We start from the raw sequence: 22,058 nt of genomic DNA, 5'->3' as shown, positions 1-22,058 counted from the left end.
GAGAGGGCTTAGAACTGCGCGCCCGCCATCAACACATACTTCACATGCACGTATTCCTCGATCCCGTAATAGCTGCCTTCACGCCCATAGCCGGATTGCTTGATGCCACCAAACGGAACCGACGCCGTGCCCACTGAACCCGAGTTGAGGATCACCATGCCAGCCTCCAGTTGACGTGACAGCCGCAACGAACGGCCCAGCGCGCTGGTGTACGCATAGGCCACCAGGCCGAACTCGGTCTGGTTGGCGCGGGCGATGACTTCTTCTTCGTCTTTGAACGAATAGAGGGCGAACACCGGGCCGAAGATCTCCTCGGTGGCCAGCGGTGAATCGTCCTGTAAGCCGGTCAATAGGGTCGGTTCATAGAACAGCCCGCCCTTGGCGTGGGGTTTGCCGCCCATCAGCACGTTGGCGCCCGCCGCCTTGGCGCCCTCGACCAGACGCACGACTTTGTCAAAACCCAGTTGATTGACCAGCGGCCCGACCACAAAGCCTTCGCGCAGGCCCTGGTCCACTTCGATGTCGGCGACCGCAGCCTTCACGCGTTCGATAAAAGCTTCGAGAATGCTGTGCTGCACAAAGATCCGGTTCGGCGAGATGCACACCTGGCCCGAGTTGCGCAGTTTGGCGCTGACCAGTCCTTTTACCGCCTCATCGAGGTTGGCGTCCGCAAACACAATAAACGGCGCGTTGCCGCCCAGTTCCAGGGTCATCTTCTTGATGCTCGCCGCGCACTGCGCCGCGAGCAATTTGCCCACCCCGGTGGAGCCGGTAAACGAGATCTTGCGGATGCGTGGGTCGCCGGTAAGGATCAGGCCGATTTCCTTGGGGTCACCGACTACCACTTCGAGCACGCCGGCTTCGATGCCGGCCTTGCGTGCGTAGTCCAGCAGCTTGAGGGCGGTGAGCGGTGTGTCTTCGGCGGGCTTGATTACCATGGTGCAGCCGGCGGCCAGGGCCGTGGCGACTTTGCGGGTGATCATCATGAACGGGAAGTTCCACGGCGTGATGGCTGCGACCGGGCCGATGGCTTCTTTGGTCACCATGACATTGGCATTGCGGTCGTGGGTGGGAATGGTGTCGCCGTAAACGCGTTTGGCCTCTTCGGCGTACCACTCGATAAAGCCCAAACCGTAGTCGATTTCACCTCGTGCTTCGCTCAGGCACTTGCCGTTTTCGCGGCACAGCAGTTCGGCGAAGGCTTCCTTGTCGGCTTTCACGGCGTCGTGCCAGCGGCGCAGAATGTCACTGCGTTCCTTGGCAAGTTTGCCGGACCATTCAGCAAAGGCGGCGCAGGTGCGGTCGATGGCGGCTTTGACCTCGGTTGAGGTGTGCTTGGCAACGCGGCCGATTTCTTCGCCGGTGGCGGGGTTGTAGACGATAAGCATGGGCAAACTCCGAAGGCTGAAAGTGCTGTTTCAGGCTACGTAAATGTGTGTTTTCAGCGAATATCCATTCCAATGTGCTGATTGCCTATTCCTATGAGTGCGTAGCCAGCGCAACGATTGCGCAGTAACGTGCAGTTTTCGCCAGGAGCCGCGCACCATGGGCCGTACCCAACGAATCATTGAGCTGATGGGCCGCCTGGCGCCTGTCGAAGGCTATAACCTGAGCGTTTTGGATGACGTGCGCTTCCTGCGCTCGAATCAGCCCTTGCACCGCGTTCCGGTGCTCTATGACCCAGGTATTGTGATTGTCTGCCAGGGACGCAAGCGCGGTTATCTGGGTGAAGAGGTTTACCTGTACGACGCCCAGCATTACCTGGTGGTGTCGGTGCCGGTGCCGTTCACCATGGAAACCGAGGCCAGCGAAGCAGAGCCGATGCTGGCGGTGTACTTGCGGCTGGATTTCACCCTGGCCGCCGAACTGATGCTGGCACTGGATGACTTTCCGGGGTTGGTCGAGGCCAAACCCCGGGGCATGTATTCATCGCCGATGGATGAGCAACTCAGCGAATCACTGCTGCGCTTTCTTGAGGCCATGAGCACGCCAATGGATGCGCAGATTCTAGGCCCGACGCTGATGCGTGAGATCTACTACCGCATCCTCACGGGCGAGCAGGGCGGTTCGATGCGCGCCGCGCTCGACCGCCAAGGCCAGTTCGGCAAGGTGGCGCGGGCGATTCGCAAGATTCATGGGTGTTACCACCAGCACTTGGACGTGGAGGCGCTGGCGCGAGAGGCAATGATGAGCGTGCCGAGTTTTCATGCACACTTTCGCACGGTCACCGACACCTCGCCGATGCAATACCTCAAGTCCACGCGTCTGCACCAGGCGCGTTTGTTGATGCTGCGCAACGACATCACCGCTGCCACGGCGTGTGCCCAGGTGGGTTATGAGAGCGCCTCGCAGTTCAGCCGAGAGTTCAAGCGCTTGTTCGGGCGTACGCCCCAGGAGGAGATTCAGTGGATGAAACGCACCTATGCGCTGCCGGCGCCCTCGTCGGCGTCGATTTATGTGTCGTCGCATTGAATTGGCGAGCCGATTGTCCTGTTGGCAGGACGATCAATCACATTTGTGCCGTCTAATCGATTATTGGGTTCATGTGTAGGATCAACCTCATTCGATCGCCCAGCCGCGATCCTCACTTGGAGAACCCGCATGAAACTGTTGCATATCGATTCCAGCATCCTCGGCGACAACTCGGCTTCGCGTCAGCTCAGCGCTGGTGTGGTAAAGGCCTGGCAAGCGGCTGAGCCGAGCGTGGAAGTGACGTATCGTGACTTGGCTGCCGAAGGCATCAGCCACTTTTCCGGCCTGACCCTGGGCGCCCTGGGCACCGCTGCCGAATTGCGTGACGCCGTACAAAAACACGAGGCCGAACTGAGCGCCACGTCGCTGGCCGAATTCATCGCTGCTGACGCCGTAGTCATCGGTGCGCCGATGTACAACTTCTCGGTGCCGTCCCAGCTCAAGGCATGGATCGACCGTATTGCCGTGGCCGGGCAAACCTTCCGTTACACCGAAGCTGGTCCTGAAGGCCTGTGCGGCGGCAAGAAGCTGATCATTGTTTCCACCGCTGGCGGTCTGCACGCGGGCCAGGCAAGCAATGTGGGCCACGAGGACTACTTGAAACTGGTATTTGGCTTCCTCGGCATCACGGATATCGAATTTGTCCGCGCCCAAGGCCTGGCCTACGGTGAAGAAGTTCGCAACAAGGCCTTGAGCGACGCCAACGTCGTGATCAACGAACAATTGTTCGCCGCCGCGTAAGGCTTGTGTAAAGTTCGCCTCTGTTCGGTTCCAATCTGAACCGGGGCGCCTAAACTCTGTATTCTGATCGCCTGAACGCGACCGGAGTACGGAGTTTTTTCGTTTGCCCGCTGTCATTACTTTGGCCCAGGTTATGCACGCATGGGTTTATCACCCGGAGCGAGTGCCTTGGCCCATGGACTTTTCAAACCGACATGCCGCGGGTGTTGAACGTGGTCGCGCAGCAAAGGTGGACATCCCCATGATGCGTCTTTGTGCTGTTTTGGTTCTTTCCCTGTTCGGCGGCCTGATTTCAGTGCACGCCGCCCCGGCGCCGCACCCGCATTGGAGTGTGGGCTTTCATCGCATGAGTTTTCTCGACCCGCTGGATCAGCAGCCGATGAATGCCATCGCGTTTTACCCGTCTACCGACGATGAACATTCCACGCAGTTGGGCCCTTACCACGTGGCCGCCACCCAGGATTCCAAAGTCGCTATCGGGCGTTTCCCGATGCTGATGCTGTCCCACGGCAACACCGGTACGCCGTTGGCGCTGCACGACCTGGCCACTTCGCTGGCGCGCAAAGGGTTTGTGGTGGTGGCGGTCTTGCATCCCGGCGACAACTACAAGGATCACAGCCGCCTGGGCACGGTGAGCAACCTGTACGGGCGGCCGATCCAGATTTCCGCCGCCATTACCGCCACGCTCGGGGATACGATGTTGTCGCCGTTCGTCAATGTCGACCAAGTGGGTGTCATCGGTTATTCCGCCGGCGGCGAAACCGCGCTGATCCTGGCCGGGGCCAAGCCGGACTTCGACCGCCTGCGCCGTTATTGCCAGGAGCGCCCGGAAGACCGCGATGCCTGCACCACCAAAGGTGAGCTGGTGGTCGACCGCGAAGACCTGCAGCCGCAAGCCGACCCACGGATTCATGCCTTGATGCTGATGGCGCCGCTGAGCCTTATGTTCGGCCGCCACACCCTGGCCGATGTGCATGTGCCGGTGTTGCTCTACAGCGGCGACGGCGACAAGCTGGTGGCCGTGGACAAGAACGCCGCTGCCCTGGCGCGCAAACTGCCGCAGCCGCCGGATTTCAAATTATTGGCCGGGGCCGGGCACTTTGTGTTCATGGCGCCGTGTGACAGCGACCAACTGCTGGCCATGCCGGCGATTTGCACGGATGCCGATGGTGTCGACCGCGAAGGCATCCACCGCGACCTGATCTCGGAGGCGGGGCGCTTCTTCGTGCATACCCTGGGTCAGTCGACCCGCGCCGGTTTGCAGACCGCTGATCAGTAAGCGCGGCGCTTGAGCTGCACGGTCAGGCACAGGGCCGTGACCGACAGCAGCGCGGCGCAGAAGAAGATCCAGCCATAGCCGAGGTTCAGTGCCACGGCGCCCATCAATGGCCCGGCAATCGCCAAGGCTAGATCAAAAAATACCGCATACGCACTCAGCCCCGCGCCACGGCTGCTGTTGGGCACTTGCTTGATGGCCTCCACGCCGAGCGCCGGGTACACCAGCGACAAACCGAAGCCGGTGAGCCCGGCGCCGATCAGCGCCACACCGGTGGACGGCGCCAGCCACAATAGGGTCAGGCCGACGGTTTCGATGGTCATGCAGGCAATCGCCGCGCTGAACCCGCCGAAGCGGCTGATGGCCGAGATAAACACCAGGCGCGACAAGATAAAACACACGCCAAACACCGTCAGGCAGTACGCCGCACCGGCCCAGCCACGGTTGAGGTAATACAGCGTGATGAAGGTGGTCAGCGTGCCGTAGCCGATCGACGCCAGGCACAGGCTGGCGCCAAACGGCGCGATGCGCCCGAACACCGCCCAGAAGGGCAGCCGCTCGCCACGCACTACCGGCACCGAGGGTTTATTGCGGATCAACACCAGGCCCAAGGCGGCCAGCACCGACAGCGCGATACCGAGACTGTTGTAGCCATAATCGGCCACCATCACCACGCCCAGCGGCGCGCCAATCGCGATGGCACCGTAGGACGCGATACCGTTCCAGGAAATCGAGCGCGCCGTGTGTTCGGCACCGACCGCGCCCATGCACCAACTGATGGTGCCAACGCCAATCAGGCCCTGGGCCACGCCGAGCAACAGCCGGCCGACGATCAACACCCCAAGGCTCACGGCGGGCATGCTTTCAAGCAATGTTGCGAAAAACGTCAGCACGCCACTGACCAGGATGCCGGCCAAACCCAACACAATGGCACGCTTGGTGCCGACGTTATCCGACATCCTTCCGGCCATCGGGCGGCTGAGCAGGGTAGCCAGGTATTGCGCGCCGATGGTGACGCCGGCGACGACAGCGCTGAAGCCCAGTTGTTCATGCACATAGCCTGGGATCACCGCAATCGGCAGGCCGATGCAGATGAAGGCGATGAAGGTGTAGAAAACAATGGAGACGATCTGCAGGGTGATCGACAGAGAGCTGGGGGCGGCGGCAGGCATGGTCACTCGTTCGCGGGCGGGCGGTGAGGGCATGATGGCAAGGGCGGGGAGGAAAAGGAAGCTGGCTAACTAGTTTTGCTGAATGGGCCGCTTGAGGCGAGGGCTTCGTTGTGGCCAGCAGGCTTGTCGTGGCAGGCTGGCTTGTTGTGGCGAGCAGGCTCACTGTGGCGAGCAGGCTTACTGTGGCGAGCAGGCTTACCGTGGCGAGCAGGCTTGCCCTGCGTTGGGCTGCGCAGCGGCCCCAATAAAAAACACCGCGTTCTGCCAGGCTAAACGCGGTGTCTGGTTTTAGGGCTGCTTCGCAGCCCAACGCAGGGCAAGCCTGCTCGCCACAATAAGCCGGTCTTCCACAATAAGCCGGCCCTCCACAACAAGCTGGCTTTCCACAGCAAGCCTGCTTGCCACAGCCAGGGTGCCGGTGCTTAGAACACCACGCCTTGGCTGCGCAGGTAATCGTCATAGGTGCCGCTGAAGTCGATCACGCCGGTGGCGCTCAACTCGATGATGCGGGTGGCCAGGGACGATACGAACTCACGGTCGTGGCTGACGAAGATCAGCGTGCCCGGGTAGTTTTCCAGCGCCAGGTTCAGCGCTTCGATGGATTCCATGTCCAAGTGGTTGGTCGGTTCGTCCATGATCAGCACGTTCGGCTTTTGCAGGATCAGCTTGCCGAACAGCATGCGGCCTTGCTCACCACCGGAAATCACTTTGACCGACTTCTGGATCTCGTCGTTGGAGAACAGCATGCGACCCAGGGTGCCACGGATCATCTGCTCGCCTTGGGTCCACTGGCCCATCCAGTCGAACAGGGTCACGTCGTCTTCGAAGTCATGGGCGTGGTCCTGGGCGTAGTAGCCCAGTTCTGCGGCGTCGGTCCACTTGATGCTGCCGGCGTCCGGGGTCAGTTCGTTGACCAGGGTGCGCAGCAGGGTGGTCTTGCCGATACCGTTAGGGCCGATGATCGCCACGCGCTCGCCGGCTTCAACCTGGAAGCTGAAGTCTTTGAACAGTGGTTTACCGTCGAAGCCTTTGGCCATTTTTTCGACCATCACAGCCTGGCGGTGCAGCTTCTTGTTCTGCTCGAAACGGATGAACGGGCTCACACGGCTCGATGGCTTGACCTCGGCCAGCTGGATCTTGTCGATCGCCTTGGCACGGGAGGTGGCTTGCTTGGCTTTCGAGGCGTTGGCCGAGAAGCGGCTGACGAAGGATTGCAGTTCGGAGATCTGCGCCTTCTTCTTGGCGTTGTCCGACAGCAGTTGCTCGCGGGACTGGGTCGCCACGGTCATGTACTCGTCGTAGTTGCCCGGGAACAGGCGCAGCTCGCCGTAGTCCAGGTCAGCCATGTGCGTGCACACGCTGTTCAGGAAGTGACGGTCGTGAGAGATGATGATCATCAGGCTGGAGCGCTGGGTCAGGATGTTTTCCAGCCAGCGGATGGTGTTGATGTCCAAGTGGTTGGTCGGTTCGTCGAGCAACAGCACTTCAGGGTCGGAGAACAGCGCCTGGGCCAGCAATACCCGCAGTTTCCAGCCAGGGGAGACTTCGCTCATCGGGCCGAAATGTTGTTCCAGCGGGATACCCAGGCCCAGCAACAGCTCACCGGCACGCGATTCGGCGGTGTAGCCGTCCATTTCGGCGAATTCGGTTTCCAGTTCGGCAACGGCCATGCCGTCTTCTTCGCTCATTTCCGGCAGCGAGTAGATGCGGTCACGCTCAGCCTTGACCCGCCACAGCTCTTCGTGGCCCATGATCACGGTGTCGAGCACGGTGAATTCTTCGTAGGCGAACTGGTCCTGGCGCAGTTTACCCAGGCGCACGTTCGGCTCCAGCATGACCTGGCCGCCGGACGGCTCGAGGTCGCCGCCGAGGATTTTCATGAAGGTCGACTTGCCGCAACCGTTGGCACCGATCAAACCATAACGGTTGCCGGCGCCGAATTTGACCGAGACGTTCTCGAAGAGCGGCTTGGCGCCGAACTGCATGGTGATGTTAGCTGTGGAGATCAATTACTTTACCTATCAATGAGTTGCGAGCGTGGCGGCAGGAGCCTTCAGGCATGCGTCAACAGCGACATCAAGGCGCGAAACCCGGTCGCTGAGCAGAAAATTTTGGCTGTGTGTTGGAATTTGGCGCGCATTGTCGCATATGTCAGGCGACAGTTGTATGGCAGGCGAACGATGGTTTCTCCAAGGTCTCCGGCATCGCCAGCCATAACAGCGCCAAGGCCACGGCGGCCACGCCTGCCAGGGTCAGGAATGCCGCGTTGTAGCCGGCCTGTTGCACCACGAAACCGGCCAGGCTGCTACTCAACGCCGCACCCAGGCCAAACGCCGTCGACAGTGCGCCGAGGCTCACATTAAAACGCCCGGTGCCCTGGGTCAGGTCTTTGACGATCACCGGGAACAGCGCGCCGAAGATCCCCGCGCCAATGCCATCGAGCATCTGTACCGCCACCAGCCAGTACGGATCACTGGACAAGGTGTAGAGCACGCCGCGCAGCGGCAAGATCAGGAAGCCCGCCAGTAACAGTGGCTTGCGCCCCCACACATCGGCCTTGAACCCCACCAGCCAGGCCATCGGCACCATCACCAACTGCGCGGCGACGATGCACGCCGAGGTCAGCGGCGTGGCCATTTGCAGGTTGATCTGCGCAAGCTTCTGGCTGACCAGCGGCAGCATCGCTGCATTGGCCAGGTGGAAGAGGGCGCAACAAATGGCGAATATCAGCAGCGGCCGGTTGGCCAGCAGTACTTTCACACCGGACGGCTGTTCATGGTCTCTGTGGTGGGCCGGGTCAAAGCCCCTGGCGACTTCATGGTCAATCGCCTTGGCCGACACACAGCTGACAGCCACGATACTGGCCAGCGCCATAAAGGCCATCAGGTAAAACACCACCACCGGGCCATACAGGTACGCCAGGCCGCCGGCCAGCAATGCTGCCACGGCATTGCCGGCGTGGTTGAAGGTCTCGTTGCGCCCCGTGCGGCGGGTGAAAGCGCGCGGGCCGGTAATCCCCAGGGAAATGGCGGATATGGCCGGCGCAAACACCGAGGCGGCCACGGCGCTGGCGGCCTGGGTCAAGGCCACCCAACTGAAAGCGCTGACAAACGGCAGCATCAGGCAACTGACGGTTACCAGGATTGCAGCCGCCGCGATCACGGCGCGCTTGCTGCGTGTGCGGTCGATCAGCGCGCCCGCCGGGCCTTGGGTGACCAGAGCGGCGATGCCCGCGAGGGTCATGACCACGCCGATGCTGGCCGGGTCCCATTGGTGCACCGCCAGCAGATAAATTGCCAGGTAGGGCCCGAGGCCGTCGCGCACATCCGCCAAAAAGAAATTCAGGCTGTCCAGGGACAAGGTATTACGCAGGTCAGAGTGATTGGCCACGGCGTTGTCTTCGCAAAGGGTGTTCAGGGGCTGGACACTCATTGGGCTAGTGACCCATGGGCCTGAATAGAAGTTTCGCTGCCGTTGAGGGTTTCATCTGACGGCTAATTGGCTTATTTTCCATAGCCCGCTGAAATGACGCTCTGGAGACGCAATGGACATGCCCTCAGCTCAACAGGCTATCGCCAGTAACAAGGCCGCCTGGGACACCTCCGCCGCGCTGCACAAAGCCGCCGCGACCTGGAACACGCTACTGCAGTCGGTCGCTGAACCGACCTTTTCGCGCCTTGACCCAACCATTACCGATCTGTTGCAAGCCGTCGGCGTTGCCGGCAAAGATGTCGTGCAAATCGGCTGTAACAACGGGCGTGAATGCCTGTCGCTTTTTGCCCTTGGTGCGCGAGACGTGGTGGGCGTCGATCAATCGGCAGCCTTTCTGGCGCAAGCTCGCGAACTGGCTGAGGTGTCACCGCATAACCCGCAGTTCATCGAAGCCGATATCCATCACCTGCCTGAGCATCTGCTTGGCCGATTTGATATCGCCCTGGTGACGATTGGCGTACTCGGTTGGATGCCGGATGTCGCGCTGTTCATGCAGCACGTGGCCAGTACCCTCAAGCCTGGCGGCACCCTGGTGATCTACGAGACTCATCCTTTCCTGGAAGTATTCGACCCGCAGGCGCCCAACCCGCTATTGCCCGCCAGTTCGTACTTTCAACGCGATCCCTTCGTGTTGCAGCAGTCGATTGTGTATGAAGGGTTGACTGAGATCGCCGGGCCGACGTCCTACTGGTACGTGCACACCCTGGGCAGCGTAGTCAGTGCGGCGATTGCGGCGCACTTGCAGATCGAGCATCTGCAAGAGTATCCACACTGCAATCGTGAGGAGTTGTATGACCAGTACGAGCACCAGCCGGCCCAATTGCCGTTGTGTTTCACCCTGACGGCCGTCAGGCGCGCTGTTTGAGCCGGTTTTTCGCGCACAAAAAAAGGCCCGCGAGAGAAGAGGCGGGCCAAGTGATTCACTGGAGTAGGTGACCTCACGCTAAAGGCCGCAACGTGAAGGCGGTGTGAAAACCATGTTGGCGTTTCGGATGGCGTGCGGTTTTCAGGCGCGGCGCACAAAGCTGCGCATGGTCTGCCCTGGCCCGGTGCTGAACACCGTTGGGCGGGGCATGCCCTCATCCGCTGCGATAAACACAAAATCATCGCCCTCGAGGCGATAACTGGCAGGTAACGCTTTGCCGGCGTCATCGCCCATGGAGTCTACCCAGGTAATACGTTTGGGCGTGGTGGTGCTGTCAAGGGAAAAACGGCCAGCCAGCAATACGTCGCCAGCAACGGTTCGGACTTCGAAGTGGTCGCCCTCAATCGTGGTAATGGCACCGGGAGCGCTGTGTGCGTCGGCAGGGTTGAGTACGCCGCTGTCTTCGAGGGAGACCTGCTCCCAGGCGCCCTGCAGCGCGGTGAAGTCAGGATCGGGTAGAGTTTTCATGCAAGTTCCTTTTGCTGGAGGCTGATCGGCCGCATTGTAACGAAAATGTGTTTAAAACCTGGCTGGAATACGGTTTTTTGGTGGGTTTCGAGCGATTTGACCATTCATTGACTAAGCTGCTCGCATTCTCAGTTATACATAAGGAGTTACCTTGTATAGTCATTGACATCAAGCAGAAACAATCTCTAATAAGGTCGGATTTTTCGCCACGCTAGGTGGTCTGACTGCCATAACACATTCGCAATCAGAGCGTTGTCTCTGACCTTCCATGCCTTTCGGATGCTCAGTCCGAATGATTAGGGGTGGTGGCTTTTTAATGTCAATCTTAAGGTGCGCTTATTTTGAATCAAATTTCTCCGATCAGTTCATCTGTCACTTCAGATGAAATTGACCTGTTTGAATTGTTTCATGCCATTTGGCGGCAAAAGATACTCATAGTGGGCTGCACCCTTCTTGCGGGGGTGTTGGGCGCAGGTTACGCGATGGTTACGCCCAAGCAGTACGAGGTCAGCAGTGTGTTGCGCCCGGCGGCGATCAATGAACTGGATGCGCTGAACCGCTCCGAAGTTTACAAGCTGCCGCCCTCGGAGGCGTTGGTAAAAGTAGGCGCGCAACTGGATTCCTATGGGGCTCGCCTGGCGTTCTTTAAAAGCCATGAAGAATTGTTCAAGGCTTACCTGAGGCCTGGGCTGAGCGTCGAGCAGAGTTTTGAAAACTTCAACCGTAGCGCGATCAGCCTGAGCGTTCCCGACTCCAAGGCAGCAGAGTCGCCGAACAGTGCTATCCGACTGGAGTTGCAATACCCCTCTGACGTTGACGGCGTTGCGATCCTTAACGGGTTGGTCGACTACGCCATCGCCGCACAGCGCGAACAAGTGGGCGCCGACCTGAAGGTGATCGTCAATAACCGCCTCACCGAGCTCAAGGGCAAGATCGACGCGGCCCGGGCCAATTACGACACTGAAAAAGAGTCCAAGATTGCGGTTCTGCTCGAGGCCGACAGGCTCAAACGTGCACGGTTGCAAGATGAGCTCAAAGGCTTGCGCCTGCAGATGAAAATCGAACGCACCGACCGCCTGGCCGAACTGGCTGAAGCGATCTCGATTGCCAAGTCCATGGGCATCAATCAGCCAACCACGCCATCCTCCATGGCCGATACTAACCGCGCCGGTTCCAGTCAGGTGGTGCGCACCGAGATCAGTAATCAGAAAATTCCGCTGTATTTTCTCGGCACTGAGGCCCTGGAAGCTGAGCGCAATGCGTTGCAAAAGCGCACCAGTGATGACTTTACCAGCGGCCGTATCGCTGAAATTGGCAAGGAGTTGCAACTGCTGGACACCAACCGTGAAGTCGAAATTCTGCAAAAGCGCGGCAACGAGGATATCTTCCTGCGTGATGTCGAACCGCTTCGCACCGAAATCGCCCGGTTACGCAGCCTTAACATTGATATGAGCAATTTGGAGCTGGTGAGCGTCGACCGTCGTGCCCAGGAGCCGCTGGGGCCGATCAAGCCGAGAAAACTGATGATTCTGGTGCTGAGCCTGGTGGCTGGGGCATTTGTGGGTGTGCTGATCGCGCTGATCCGCCACTTGATTCTGAGCTACCGCCAGTCGCGCTCGCCAGCGGGCCCCTCGTCGGGACGCCAGCGCACAGACGACTCGCCTGTGCTGTAAACACCCACGCAGAGGGCTTGCGTCCGGGCATGCGGATGCGAGCCCGCTGCGCTGCGTAGACAGCTTTTCACAATTCTTAGTTAACCTTTGGTTACAAACTGTGGCTAAATAACGGTCAATGGCGTGGTTCCGGAAGTAACTCGTCCGGCCAGCCGCCACTATGTAATCGTGATTTCAGGTGCTGCTTATAAATCCTCGGCCGTTGTGTGCACGCAGGAGCAGCCTGTTCTCTTCTGACTTGTGACGAATCCCTTGAAACTCATCATTGTTGTTCTCTACGTTGCCTCCATTGCGTATGTTCACCTGCGTGGCAGAGTGCGACACAAGCTGGGCCGCCAGCTTAGCGATCACTCGACGTTCCTGGCGCCGATCAACTGCTTCCTCTACTTGTTTTCCAAGCAGCCAAGCCGTCCGTTTCTGTCGCCCAGCGACTTTCCGGACCTGAGCCCGTTGCAGGAGCACTGGGAGGAAATCCGCCAGGAAGGCCAGAACCTGATGCGCGCGGGCGAGATCAAGCGCTCGGACCAATACAATGACGTGGGTTTCAACTCGTTCTTCAAGTCGGGCTGGAAGCGCTTTTACCTTAAGTGGTACGGCGACAGTCACCCGTCGGCGATGAAGCTGTGCCCGCGCACTACTGAGTTGGTGCAGGGCATTGGTTCGATCAAGGCGGCGATGTTTGCCGAGTTGCCACCGGGCTCTAAACTGGTGCGCCACCGTGATCCTTATGCAGGCTCCTATCGTTACCACTTGGGGCTGGATACGCCGAATGATCCGGGTTGCTATATCAATGTGGATGGTGAGAGTTACTACTGGCGTGACGGTGAGCCGGTGATGTTTGACGAGACTTACATTCACTACGCTGAGAACACTACACAGCAGAACCGTATCATTTTGTTTTGTGACATTGAGCGCCCGATGAAGTACCGCTGGGCGGCGGCGTTTAACCGTTGGTTCAGTCGTAATGTGATGGCGGCTGCGGGTTCGCCTAATGATGACGGTGACAAGACCGGCGGGTTGAACCGTGCGTTTACGCGGCTGTATAAGATCCGTTTGCGTGGCAAAGAGCTGAAGAAGCGTAACCGTGCGCGGTATTACCTGGAGAAGTGGGCGATTTTTGCTGGGTTGGCGGTGATTTTTATTTTGATCTGACTTGGGGGTGGTCCTTTGGGGGACATATCCGTTGCTGCGGTAACGGCTTCTATTGGTTCCGCTCTTACAGCGGGTCACTTTTGGCAAACGCCCGGAATGCCGGCCCAGCCAAAAGTAACCAAAAGCTCTGTGCCCCACCACTCGGCACCTCGCTTGGGCTCGGAATGCCCTCACTCCGGCTTGAATCCTTGGGCCGCCGCGATGGGCCATCCTTGGCCCAGCGCGGCTAACCCGGCGTCCTGCCGGGTTACCCACGGATTCAAGCCTGCGTTCGGCCATCGTGGTTAACGGGGCGTCTCAGATCAAAATCAAGATCAAGATCTACAGCACGGCGGCCTGAAAGCCGACCTGAGTGGTTGAAGCAAGAGCCAGATCAAGTGCAAAACCAAAGCCTGTCTACCTGATGCAACGCAGTCAAAATGTGGGAGCGGGCTTGCTCGCGAAAGCGGTGGGTCAGTCAATTCATCTGTAACTGACCCACCGCATTCGCGAGCAAGCCCGCTCCCACAGTTGACCGCATGCAGTTCTGAACATGTGCTTTTCTGTGGGAGCTGGCTTGCCTGCGATGCAGACACCTCGGTACATCAGGCACACTGAGTTGATGCTATCGCAGCGGTGCGACGATTCGACAAGCCAGCTCCCACCTTTGACCGAGTATGGCTCTGCTGTTGCTGTTGCTGTTGCTGTTGCTGTTGCTGTTGCTGTTGCTCCGGCCCTTACATCCTTTTCGATGACGAAGTCAGCGGTCTTTTGATCTGCGCTTTTGATCTTGATCTTGATCTGAAATCGCCCCGTCAAACACGATGGCCGGAATCTGACAGGGATTTGGGGGGTAAACCGGCAGGGATGCCGGTTTAGCCGCGCTGGGCCAAGGATGGCCCATCGCGGCGGCCCCCCAAATCACTGTCGGATTGCGGGCATGCCGAGCCTAAGCGAGGCACCGAGTGTTGGGGGGAAGACCTTTTGGTTACTTTTGGGTCTTTCTGTACGGACCGGACACATGGTGGACACATGTGCGGGGACATGGTGGACACATTATTGACCATAATCAGGCTTACTAACTTCGATAGTTCGCAAAAAATGATGGCAGAAATAGACATCGAACAGACCATCGCTTTCAGGGTTAGGGCGGATTGCTATGTGTTGCCCTGCCAGGCCTTTTGCGATGCTGAAATAGCTTTTCTGAAAGCGAAAACGGCTGTGATAAACCTTGGCTAATACGTCATCTGGTCCGTATTCAAACTCCGGTAGTTGCTGCGGATAATCCCAAGAACTGCTGCGATAACGGTCCATTGGCACCTTGTATTCCAGCGCCTGATGGGGACGTTGCAGGTTGTATATTTCACGCCATTGATCGAAAGCTAGCTGGGCATCTGCCAGTGTAGAAAAGTGACGTCCGTTAAGGACTTCTGCCTTGAGTGATCGATGGAAACGCTCGATTTTCCCATTTGTTTGCGGATGGTAGGGACGACTGAAACTTATCCGAATTCCCAAACGCACCAGCCAAATGCTCAACTCGGTGATCTCGCCAGGATTACGCGGTGAGCCCCAAGGCGCGCCATTGTCGACGTTGATACGTGCTGGTAAACCGTAAATTTCAAATACCTTGCTCATCTTCTCTTTTACGGTGGTACCTCGCTCGTTATCACACGCTTGGATGGCCAGATTGAACCGCGAATGATCGTCCAGGATGGTCAGGGGGTGGCATCGGCCTTGCTGCATTGCAAAGTGGCCTTTGAAATCCATCTGCCAAAGATCGTTGGGCTCAGGATGTTCAAATCTCAGCAGGGCCCCTGGTTCTTTATCTGAGGGTTTAATCAAGCTATGCCGGTGCAAGACATTCGTGACAGTACTGGGGGCAATTCGCTTGTCCAGCATGCTGCTAATTGTGCGTCCGCCCCATGCCGGATGATCTTGGCGAAGTGCAATAACCTCAGCCTCCAGCTCGGCCTGGGTCAGCTTGGGGCTGCTGACGGGCTTACGTGACTTCTCTTGCAGGCCTGCAGAACCGCCGGCCTCGTAGCGTTTTAGCCACTTGTAGGCTGTCTGCGGACTTATGCCGAATCGTCGGCACAGCTCTCGCTTATTACTGCCGGGTTTCTTTGCTAAGGAAACAAACTCTTCTTTTAGGCTCATGGCGTCTCTCGAGTTCCAGGGCATGATGGCCTCCCGGCGCAGTTAGCTTGCCGAGAAGTGTCCACCATGTCCCCGCACACCCGTCAACCATGTGTCCGGTCCGTACAGGTCTTTCCAAAAGTGACCCGCTGTAAGAGCGGAACCAATAGAAGCCGTTACCGCAGCAACGGATATGTACCCCACCAAACGACCGCCATCGCAGGCAAGCCAGCTCCCACACCCGTCAGCGCAGCGGCTCTGCCCCCAGTTTGTCCCACATCTTCTTGCTGATCTTTTGCCGGTTGGCGTAACCGGCCCAAGGGTCGTCCTTGAGCGTGTCCAAACGCTCGTGCAGATTAGTCACCGTCCACTGCTGCGCACCGCGTAACCCTTTCAATTCCTCCCGGCTCACCGGCACCGAGACGGGCAGGCCCGGGCGTGCCCGTACCGAATAGGCCGCCACCGTGCTCGCGCCGCGGGCGTTGCGCAGGTAGTCGATAAAGATCTTGCCAATGCGGTTTTTCGGGCCGCTGGTGGCGGTAAAGCGTTCAGGCAGTTGCATTGCCATAAACTGCGCAATGGCCTTGGCGAAGGCCTTCACCGTCTCCCAGCCATCCCGGCGTGCCAACGGAATAACGAGGTGCAGGCCTTTGCCCCCGCTGGTCTTGACGAACGCCTCAAGGCCCAACTCATCAAGCACCGACAAGGTTAATTGCGCTGCTTCCAACATGCTTTTCCAGGGCAGTGCGGGGTCCGGGTCGAGGTCGAGTACAAACAGGTCCGGGGTTTCGATTTTGTCGGCAGTCGCGCCCCAGGTGTGCAGCTCGATCGTGCCCATCTGCACGGCACCGAGCAGGGCTTTGGTGGTGTCGATTTCCATCAGCCGTGCATGGCCGGGGTCGAGGCTCTGGTCCAACTGCTTGATATGGGGAATGGCCAGGCGCTCTGCATGTTTTTGGAAGAACTGCTCGCCTTCGATGCCTTCCGGCGCGCGCAGAAGCGACACGGGCCGGTGGCGCAGAAACGGCAGGATCCATTCGCTGATGCTCGCGTAAAAGTCTGCCAACTGCTGCTTTTGCGTGCCACTTTGCCGGTCAATCACGCGGTCGGGGTGTGTGATGTTCACGCCGCTGCCGGTTTTTTTCGGCGCTGGAGCCTGTTTGAGGGATTTTGCCGCGCGCGGTTGCTCATGGATGATCTGCGCCACAGGCTTGTCGCTGCGCAACGCAATGAACGCGGCTTGGCGTACCACGCCTTCGCGGGTCCATTCGGCGAAATTGACTTCGCCGACCAGTTCGGGCTTCACCCAGTGCACGCCGCGTGCCTGGCTGCTGGTCAGCGGGTTTTGCAGCGGTGAAGTCTTGCGCGCCAGAGGTGTCAGCTGGGCATAGATGGCTTTGAGTGCGTGCTGATCAAACCCGGTGCCGACACGCCCGGCATACACCAAGCCGTTGTCGCCATTGACCGCCAGCAGCAAGGCGCCGAAGCCGGTGCGCGAGCCTTGTGGCCGGGTGTAGCCAACAATCACGAACTCCTGACGCAGGCGGCATTTGAGTTTGATCCAGTCGGCGCTGCGGCTGGACACGTACGCGCTGCCGATGCGCTTGCCGATCACGCCTTCGAGCGCCAGGTCGCAGGCGCTTTCGAAGATGTCGCGTTGGTTGGCGGCGAAGGCTTCGGAAAACCGCAGCAATTTGCTACGGCTGCCCGACAGCGCGGATTTAAGCGCAGAACGGCGTTGTTCCACGGGTGCTTCACGCAGGTCTTGACCGTGTAAAAAAGGTGCATCGAACAGGTAGTAAACGATGTCCAGGCTACGGCCGATATCGAAGGCATTTTGCAACGCCTGGAAGTCCGGCAGACCGTCGGCGTTGAGGCTGACCATTTCGCCATCCAGCCAACTGTCCTTGAGCTTGAGGGCTTGCAAGGCCTTGACCTGGCGCGGCAATCGGTCGGTCCAGTCATGGCCGTTACGTGTAAACAGGCGCACGTCGCCGTCGCGAATTCGGGCCAGCATGCGGTAGCCGTCGAATTTGATTTCGTACTGCCAGTCGCCGGCCGGGGCGCGGTCGACCAGGGTTGCCAGTTGTGGGGCGAATTGATCGGGCAGGGCGGTCTTGGCTTTCTGGCGCTTTGCTCGCGGTTCAGGCGCTGGCGCGGGCTTGCCGACGGTGGCATCGCTGAGCACGCTTTTGGGCTGGGCTTTTACGATATCGTAGTCGGCGGCCGGGCGGGCTTGCTGATCTTTTTCCTTGATCAGCAACCACTGCTCCTTGTCGCCGCTGCCCTTGAGGCGGGTGCGTACCAGTGCCCAATCGCCGGAGAGTTTTTCACCGACCAGGGTGAATTTGAGTTTGCCGGCTGCATACGCCTTGTGCGGATCGTCGTGAGGTTGCCAGACCCCGCGATCCCACACGATCACATCACCGGCGCCGTACTGCCCGGCGGCGATGTTGCCTTCGAAATTGCCGTAACTCAGCGGGTGGTCCTCAACGTGGACCGCCAGGCGTTTCTGGCTGGGGTCCAGGCTCGGGCCTTTGGGCACGGCCCAGCTTTTGAGTACGCCATCGAGTTCCAGGCGAAAGTCATAGTGCAGGTTGCGCGCGTCGTGTTTTTGAATCACGAAAGACAGCGCCGAGGCCTTGGATTTGCCGGTGGGCGCATCGCCTGCGGGCTCTGCGGTGATCTCGAAGTCGCGTTTGCGCGTGTATTCGCTCAGGGGCTTGGCCATGGCGTTCTCCTGCTGATGGCGGACTCAAGAGGCCTTTTTGCTGGTTTTTTTCGCGGCCGGTTTTTTGGCTGCAGGCTTTTTCGCGGCGGGCTTGCCGGCCAGGCTGCGCTTGAGCAACTCGGTCAGGTCGATCACATCAGCCGATTTGCGCTCTTCGCTGCCAGCCTGGCTCTCAACGTCTTCAATCTTGCCGGCCTTGGCTTTCTTCGCCACCAGCGCCATGATCTTTTCCTGGAAGCTGTCGCGATAATCGTCCGGCTGCCAGTCGGCGCTCATGTCTTCGACCAGGCGCTTGGCCATGTCCAATTCACCCTTGGCCAGGCTCGGTTTGGTCACGTCACTGCCCAGTTCCAGCTCGTCGAGGCTGCGCACTTCGGCGGGCCAGCGCAGCATCACCAGTACCAGCGCTGATTGCAGCGGCATCAATGCTGCCAAGTGTTGCTTGGTGTGCAGCACCACGTTGGCCAGGGCGACCTTGGCGGTTTTTTTCAGGGTTTCACGCAGAAGCGCATAGACCTTGCCGCCGCGTTTGTCCGGGGCCAGGAAGTAGGGCGTGTCGATGTTTTGCAGCGGGATCTGGTCGGCGGCGACAAAGGCGATGATTTCGATGGTCTGGGTCGACTTGGGGTGGGCCGAGCGAATCTCGTCTTCGCTGAGCACCACATAGCGGCCTTTCTCAAAGGCCACGCCCTTGACGATATTGTCTTTGGTGACTTCCTTGCCGGTGGTTTTGTTGATGCGCTTGTAGCCCACCGGGTCCATGCTGCGTTTGTCCAGCCAGTCAAAATCTACGCCCTGAGAGGACGTGGCCGAGACCAGCGAGACCGGGATATGGACCAAGCCGAAACTGATGGCGCCTTTCCAGATTGCCCTTGGCATGGCTGCGGTTCCTTGAGAAGAGTCAGTGTTCTGGTGACTCGCAGGCGGGTGCAAAAGTTTCGGCTGGTAGATGCGTGGACAGATGCGTGGACAGATCGTGTTACATCTGATGAGAAACTATTTAATGTCGAAAGCCGAACCCAAGGCGTAGCGTGTTATCGAAAGCACGTACCACTCGCCCCCAAGAGGCTTTGTCATGAACAGCTGTGTGCGTTACCTCGCCGTAGTCGCGCTGGGCCTGGCCCTGGCGCCATTGGCCCAGGCGCAGAACCTGCCCGGCAGCTACAACACCAATAACAGCCCAATCCATCGGGCTAACCCCAACAGCATGCAGGGCACCCAACCGAATGCGCCGGCCACCACCCGCGGGGTTCAACCCGCGCCGACCGGCCCTGCACCCACCGTGGAAAACGGCGGTATCGGCAATCGTTACCCGACGCGTAACGCGGCCCCGAGCCGGCCTGCCACTGAACCCAAAGCGCCCACTTACGATGCCAACGGCAATCGCCGGTAAGGACTCTGTCTTATGTTTCTACGCAAAACCCTGTTAGCCGCTATTTGCGCAACCCTGCTACCCGTGACGGCCGTCATGGCGGCGGATGCCCAGCAGTTCCCCAGTGAGCAAGGCAGCATCACCGCCACCCCAATCGCCAAGGGCCTCGACCACCCTTGGGCGGTAGCGTTTCTCCCGGACAAACAAGGCTTTTTGGTGACCGAGCGCCCCGGCCACCTGCGTTTTGTCAGCCCGGACGGCAAGCTGTCTGCGCCGTTGACCGGCGTGCCGCAGGTGTGGGCCAAAGGGCAGGGCGGTTTGCTCGACGTGGTGCTGTCGCCAGACTTCAAGCAGGACCGCCTGGTCTACCTGTCGTATGCCGAAGGCGGCGGCGAAGGTGGCAAAGCCGGCACTGCCGTGGGGCGTGGGCGCTTGGCCGATGACTTGAGTGGTCTCAAAGACTTCAAAGTGATATTGCGCCAGGAGCCCAAGCTGTCGACCGGCAATCACTTCGGCTCGCGACTGGCGTTCGACCGCGATGGCTACCTGTTTGTGACCCTGGGCGAGAACAATGATCGGCCGACGGCCCAGGACCTGGACAAGTTGCAAGGCAAGGTCGTGCGCATTTACCCAGATGGCCGTGTGCCGGACGATAACCCCTTTGTGGGCCAGCAGGGCGTGCGCCCGGAGATCTGGTCCTATGGCCAGCGCAACCCGCAGGGGCTGGCGTTGAACCCTTGGAGCGGCACGATCTGGGAAAACGAACATGGCCCGCGCGGTGGTGATGAAATCAACATCATCGAGCGCGGCAAGAACTACGGCTGGCCCCTGGCAACCCACGGCATCAACTATTCGCTGACGCCGATTCCAGAAGCCCAGGGCAAGGCTGTGGAAGGCACCGTGCAACCCCATCACGTCTGGGAAAAGTCACCCGGCATCAGTGGCATGGCGTTCTATGACGCAGACCGTTTCAAAGCCTGGGATCACAACCTGTTTATCGGCGCGTTGGCCAGCCAGGAGTTGATCCGCCTGCAGTTCGATGGCGACAAGGTGATCCATGAGGAGCGCCTGCTGGGCGGGTTGAAGGCACGGATTCGCGATGTGCGTCAGGGACCGGACGGTTTCCTGTACGTGCTGACCGATGAGGACAAGGGCGTACTGTATCGCGTCGGCCTGAATCAGGACTGACAGAGGCTGATGGTCCAATGTGGGAGCTGGCTTGCCTGCGATAGTATCGCCTCGGTGTTCCTGATTAACCGAATCGTCTGTATCGCAGGCAAGCCAGCTCCCACATTTTATTTGCGTGTGGCTTACAGGCCGAGGTCAGACAACCCCGGATGATCATCCGGGCGTCGGCCCAGTGGCCAGTGGAACTTGCGCTCGGTTGCTTTGATCGGCAGATCATTGATGCAGGCAAAACGGTTGGCCATCAGGCCGTTTTCGTCAAATTCCCAGTTCTCATTGCCATAGGAACGGAACCAGTTGCCGGAGTCGTCGTGCCACTCATAGGCGTAGCGCACGGCGATACGGTTGTCGGTGAATGCCCACAGTTCCTTGATCAGTCGATAGTCCAGTTCCTTGGCCCACTTGCGCGTGAGAAAACCCTTGGCCTCTTCGCGGTTATGCGCGAATTCGGCACGGTTTCGCCACTGCGTGTCCAGGGTATACGCCAGGGACACGCGTTCTGGGTCGCGGGAGTTCCAGCCGTCTTCGGCCAGGCGCACTTTTTGAATGGCCGATTCACGCGTGAACGGTGGCAGCGGCGGACGTTGTTCTGCTGTCGTTGACATGGGGCAGCTCCTATCAATACCAAGGTGTTGTCGAAAGTTGCTCAGCCTGTGCGTTCAAAGTCCTAATAACGTTCGCGCCATGCATTGCGCATTATCAGCTGCTGTTGAATCGCCCATGACCAGGGCAACGGTAATGGCGCCATCGATCAGGATCAGCAAGTGCGCGGCCTGCCGTTCGGGGTCGGGGGTGCCATGTGCTTTACACAGTTCAAGTGCGTACTCGAACAGTTTTTGTTTATGCGCCTTGGCCAGCAGGCGCACCGGGTCTTGCGCGTCGCCGGTTTCGCCACTGGTGTTGATAAAGGCGCAGCCGCGAAAGTCTGCCGAGCCAAACCACGCCTTGAGAGCGCTGAACAGCGCCAGCAGGCGCTCGCCACTGCCTTCACTGCGCTCCACTTCAGTGCGTAGCCACTGCATCCAGCGTGCGTCGCGGCGTTGCAGGGCGGCGATGACCAGTTCGTCTTTATTGGCAAAGTAACGGTAAATACTTTTGCGCGAGACGCCGGCGGTTTTCACCAGTAACTCCATGCCGGTGGCGGCGATGCCGTGGCGATAGATCAACTTCTCGGTGACGTCGAGGATAATGTCGCGGGTTTCGTTGCTGTTGATAGCGTTCATGGACCGAACAGTAGAACGATCGTTCTTCTTGGTCAATTAATTTTTTTCCATTGTCCGCGAC

General features: G+C 59.2%; 18 protein-coding genes. 8 read left to right on the top strand and 10 right to left on the bottom strand.

The genetic code is table 11. The annotated features are described in order from the left end of the window. Positions 1-8: 8 nt before the first annotated feature. Entirely contained in the window at positions 9-1,388 is a 1,380-nt protein-coding gene (locus P5706_RS17485) for an NAD-dependent succinate-semialdehyde dehydrogenase (protein ID WP_285680422.1), read from the bottom strand. Between the two features lie 157 nt (positions 1,389-1,545). Between P5706_RS17485 and P5706_RS17480 the strand changes: the two genes are divergently transcribed. From P5706_RS17480 to P5706_RS17470, 3 genes are all read left to right on the top strand, one after another. Next, positions 1,546-2,472: an AraC family transcriptional regulator gene (locus P5706_RS17480; RefSeq protein ID WP_285680420.1), complete on the top strand. Its 927-nt coding sequence runs from the start codon at positions 1,546-1,548 to the stop codon at positions 2,470-2,472. Positions 2,473-2,601: 129 nt separating this feature from the next. After that, positions 2,602-3,213 carry an FMN-dependent NADH-azoreductase gene (locus P5706_RS17475; protein ID WP_200434463.1) on the top strand — a complete coding sequence of 204 codons (612 nt, stop codon included), beginning with the start codon at positions 2,602-2,604 and terminating at the stop codon, positions 3,211-3,213. Between the two features lie 241 nt (positions 3,214-3,454). Next, complete coding sequence (locus tag P5706_RS17470; protein ID WP_285680417.1) at positions 3,455-4,492, top strand: alpha/beta hydrolase family protein; 1,038 nt, start codon at positions 3,455-3,457, stop codon at positions 4,490-4,492. Here the strand turns inward: P5706_RS17470 and P5706_RS17465 are convergent. The 3 genes from P5706_RS17465 to P5706_RS17455 form a co-directional block, all read right to left on the bottom strand. Then, entirely contained in the window at positions 4,486-5,661 is a 1,176-nt protein-coding gene (locus P5706_RS17465) for an MFS transporter (RefSeq protein WP_285680415.1), read from the bottom strand. The genes P5706_RS17470 and P5706_RS17465 overlap by 7 nt on opposite strands. Before the next feature lie 422 nt (positions 5,662-6,083). Continuing rightward, positions 6,084-7,670 (bottom strand): ABC-F family ATPase, encoded by a 1,587-nt coding sequence (locus P5706_RS17460; RefSeq protein WP_074854431.1) that lies wholly within the window; start codon positions 7,668-7,670, stop codon positions 6,084-6,086. A gap of 142 nt (positions 7,671-7,812) precedes the next feature. Continuing rightward, positions 7,813-9,051 (bottom strand): MFS transporter, encoded by a 1,239-nt coding sequence (locus tag P5706_RS17455; RefSeq protein WP_285682759.1) that lies wholly within the window; start codon positions 9,049-9,051, stop codon positions 7,813-7,815. 154 nt (positions 9,052-9,205) lie between these two features. Between P5706_RS17455 and P5706_RS17450 the strand changes: the two genes are divergently transcribed. Further along, on the top strand, positions 9,206-10,018 hold the full coding sequence (locus P5706_RS17450; protein WP_285680411.1) for a class I SAM-dependent methyltransferase: 813 nt from the start codon (positions 9,206-9,208) through the stop codon (positions 10,016-10,018). Positions 10,019-10,159: 141 nt separating this feature from the next. On the opposite strand, the gene P5706_RS17445 is transcribed toward P5706_RS17450, so the two are convergent. Further along, entirely contained in the window at positions 10,160-10,546 is a 387-nt protein-coding gene (locus P5706_RS17445) for a TIGR03067 domain-containing protein (protein WP_200434460.1), read from the bottom strand. Positions 10,547-10,887: 341 nt separating this feature from the next. Between P5706_RS17445 and P5706_RS17440 the strand changes: the two genes are divergently transcribed. Further along, positions 10,888-12,219: a Wzz/FepE/Etk N-terminal domain-containing protein gene (locus P5706_RS17440; RefSeq protein ID WP_285680408.1), complete on the top strand. Its 1,332-nt coding sequence runs from the start codon at positions 10,888-10,890 to the stop codon at positions 12,217-12,219. 252 nt (positions 12,220-12,471) lie between these two features. Beyond that, entirely contained in the window at positions 12,472-13,371 is a 900-nt protein-coding gene (lpxO, locus tag P5706_RS17435) for a lipid A hydroxylase LpxO (protein WP_200434458.1), read from the top strand. Positions 13,372-14,406: 1,035 nt separating this feature from the next. Here the strand turns inward: lpxO and P5706_RS17430 are convergent. The 3 genes from P5706_RS17430 to ku all read right to left on the bottom strand — a co-directional run bounded on the left by P5706_RS17430 (position 14,407) and on the right by ku (position 19,096). Then, entirely contained in the window at positions 14,407-15,531 is a 1,125-nt protein-coding gene (locus tag P5706_RS17430; protein WP_285679088.1) for an IS481 family transposase, read from the bottom strand. Between the two features lie 199 nt (positions 15,532-15,730). Further along, entirely contained in the window at positions 15,731-18,217 is a 2,487-nt protein-coding gene (gene ligD, locus P5706_RS17425; protein WP_285680406.1) for a DNA ligase D, read from the bottom strand. A 24-nt stretch (positions 18,218-18,241) separates the two neighbouring features. Then, a complete protein-coding gene (ku, locus tag P5706_RS17420; RefSeq protein ID WP_285680404.1) occupies positions 18,242-19,096 on the bottom strand; it encodes a non-homologous end joining protein Ku in 855 nt (284 codons plus the stop codon). A gap of 196 nt (positions 19,097-19,292) precedes the next feature. On the opposite strand from ku, the gene P5706_RS17415 reads away from it, so the two are divergent. Together P5706_RS17415 and P5706_RS17410 are read left to right on the top strand one after the other, a co-directional pair. After that, a complete protein-coding gene (locus tag P5706_RS17415; protein WP_138817564.1) occupies positions 19,293-19,610 on the top strand; it encodes a hypothetical protein in 318 nt (105 codons plus the stop codon). Positions 19,611-19,622: 12 nt separating this feature from the next. Next, entirely contained in the window at positions 19,623-20,777 is a 1,155-nt protein-coding gene (locus tag P5706_RS17410; protein WP_285680401.1) for a PQQ-dependent sugar dehydrogenase, read from the top strand. Between the two features lie 122 nt (positions 20,778-20,899). Here the strand turns inward: P5706_RS17410 and P5706_RS17405 are convergent, their stop codons facing one another. Next, positions 20,900-21,379 carry a nuclear transport factor 2 family protein gene (locus P5706_RS17405; protein ID WP_285680398.1) on the bottom strand — a complete coding sequence of 160 codons (480 nt, stop codon included), beginning with the start codon at positions 21,377-21,379 and terminating at the stop codon, positions 20,900-20,902. Between the two features lie 54 nt (positions 21,380-21,433). Further along, positions 21,434-21,997: a TetR/AcrR family transcriptional regulator gene (locus P5706_RS17400; protein WP_285680396.1), complete on the bottom strand. Its 564-nt coding sequence runs from the start codon at positions 21,995-21,997 to the stop codon at positions 21,434-21,436. Positions 21,998-22,058 lie beyond the last annotated feature (61 nt).

Source organism: Pseudomonas sp. ChxA (assembly GCF_030263855.1).
Taxonomy (GTDB): Bacteria; Pseudomonadota; Gammaproteobacteria; order Pseudomonadales; family Pseudomonadaceae; genus Aquipseudomonas; species Aquipseudomonas fluorescens_CB.
Note: the sequence above shows the minus strand (reverse complement) of the source record. Positions and strands in the feature narration are given on the sequence as shown.

What these genes read in the sequence shown, in the direction of transcription:
- P5706_RS17470 (WP_285680417.1), top strand. Translation starts at nt 3,455, where the DNA reads ATGATGCGTCTTTGTGCTGTTTTGGTTCTTTCCCTGTTCGGCGGCCTG.
- ku (WP_285680404.1), bottom strand. Translation starts at nt 19,096, where the DNA reads ATGCCAAGGGCAATCTGGAAAGGCGCCATCAGTTTCGGCTTGGTCCAT.
- P5706_RS17445 (WP_200434460.1), bottom strand. Translation starts at nt 10,546, where the DNA reads ATGAAAACTCTACCCGATCCTGACTTCACCGCGCTGCAGGGCGCCTGG.
- P5706_RS17410 (WP_285680401.1), top strand. Translation starts at nt 19,623, where the DNA reads ATGTTTCTACGCAAAACCCTGTTAGCCGCTATTTGCGCAACCCTGCTA.
- P5706_RS17430 (WP_285679088.1), bottom strand. Translation starts at nt 15,531, where the DNA reads ATGCCCTGGAACTCGAGAGACGCCATGAGCCTAAAAGAAGAGTTTGTT.
- P5706_RS17485 (WP_285680422.1), bottom strand. Translation starts at nt 1,388, where the DNA reads ATGCTTATCGTCTACAACCCCGCCACCGGCGAAGAAATCGGCCGCGTT.
- P5706_RS17475 (WP_200434463.1), top strand. Translation starts at nt 2,602, where the DNA reads ATGAAACTGTTGCATATCGATTCCAGCATCCTCGGCGACAACTCGGCT.
- P5706_RS17405 (WP_285680398.1), bottom strand. Translation starts at nt 21,379, where the DNA reads ATGTCAACGACAGCAGAACAACGTCCGCCGCTGCCACCGTTCACGCGT.
- P5706_RS17415 (WP_138817564.1), top strand. Translation starts at nt 19,293, where the DNA reads ATGAACAGCTGTGTGCGTTACCTCGCCGTAGTCGCGCTGGGCCTGGCC.
- P5706_RS17400 (WP_285680396.1), bottom strand. Translation starts at nt 21,997, where the DNA reads ATGAACGCTATCAACAGCAACGAAACCCGCGACATTATCCTCGACGTC.
- P5706_RS17450 (WP_285680411.1), top strand. Translation starts at nt 9,206, where the DNA reads ATGGACATGCCCTCAGCTCAACAGGCTATCGCCAGTAACAAGGCCGCC.
- P5706_RS17465 (WP_285680415.1), bottom strand. Translation starts at nt 5,661, where the DNA reads ATGCCTGCCGCCGCCCCCAGCTCTCTGTCGATCACCCTGCAGATCGTC.
- P5706_RS17480 (WP_285680420.1), top strand. Translation starts at nt 1,546, where the DNA reads ATGGGCCGTACCCAACGAATCATTGAGCTGATGGGCCGCCTGGCGCCT.
- ligD (WP_285680406.1), bottom strand. Translation starts at nt 18,217, where the DNA reads ATGGCCAAGCCCCTGAGCGAATACACGCGCAAACGCGACTTCGAGATC.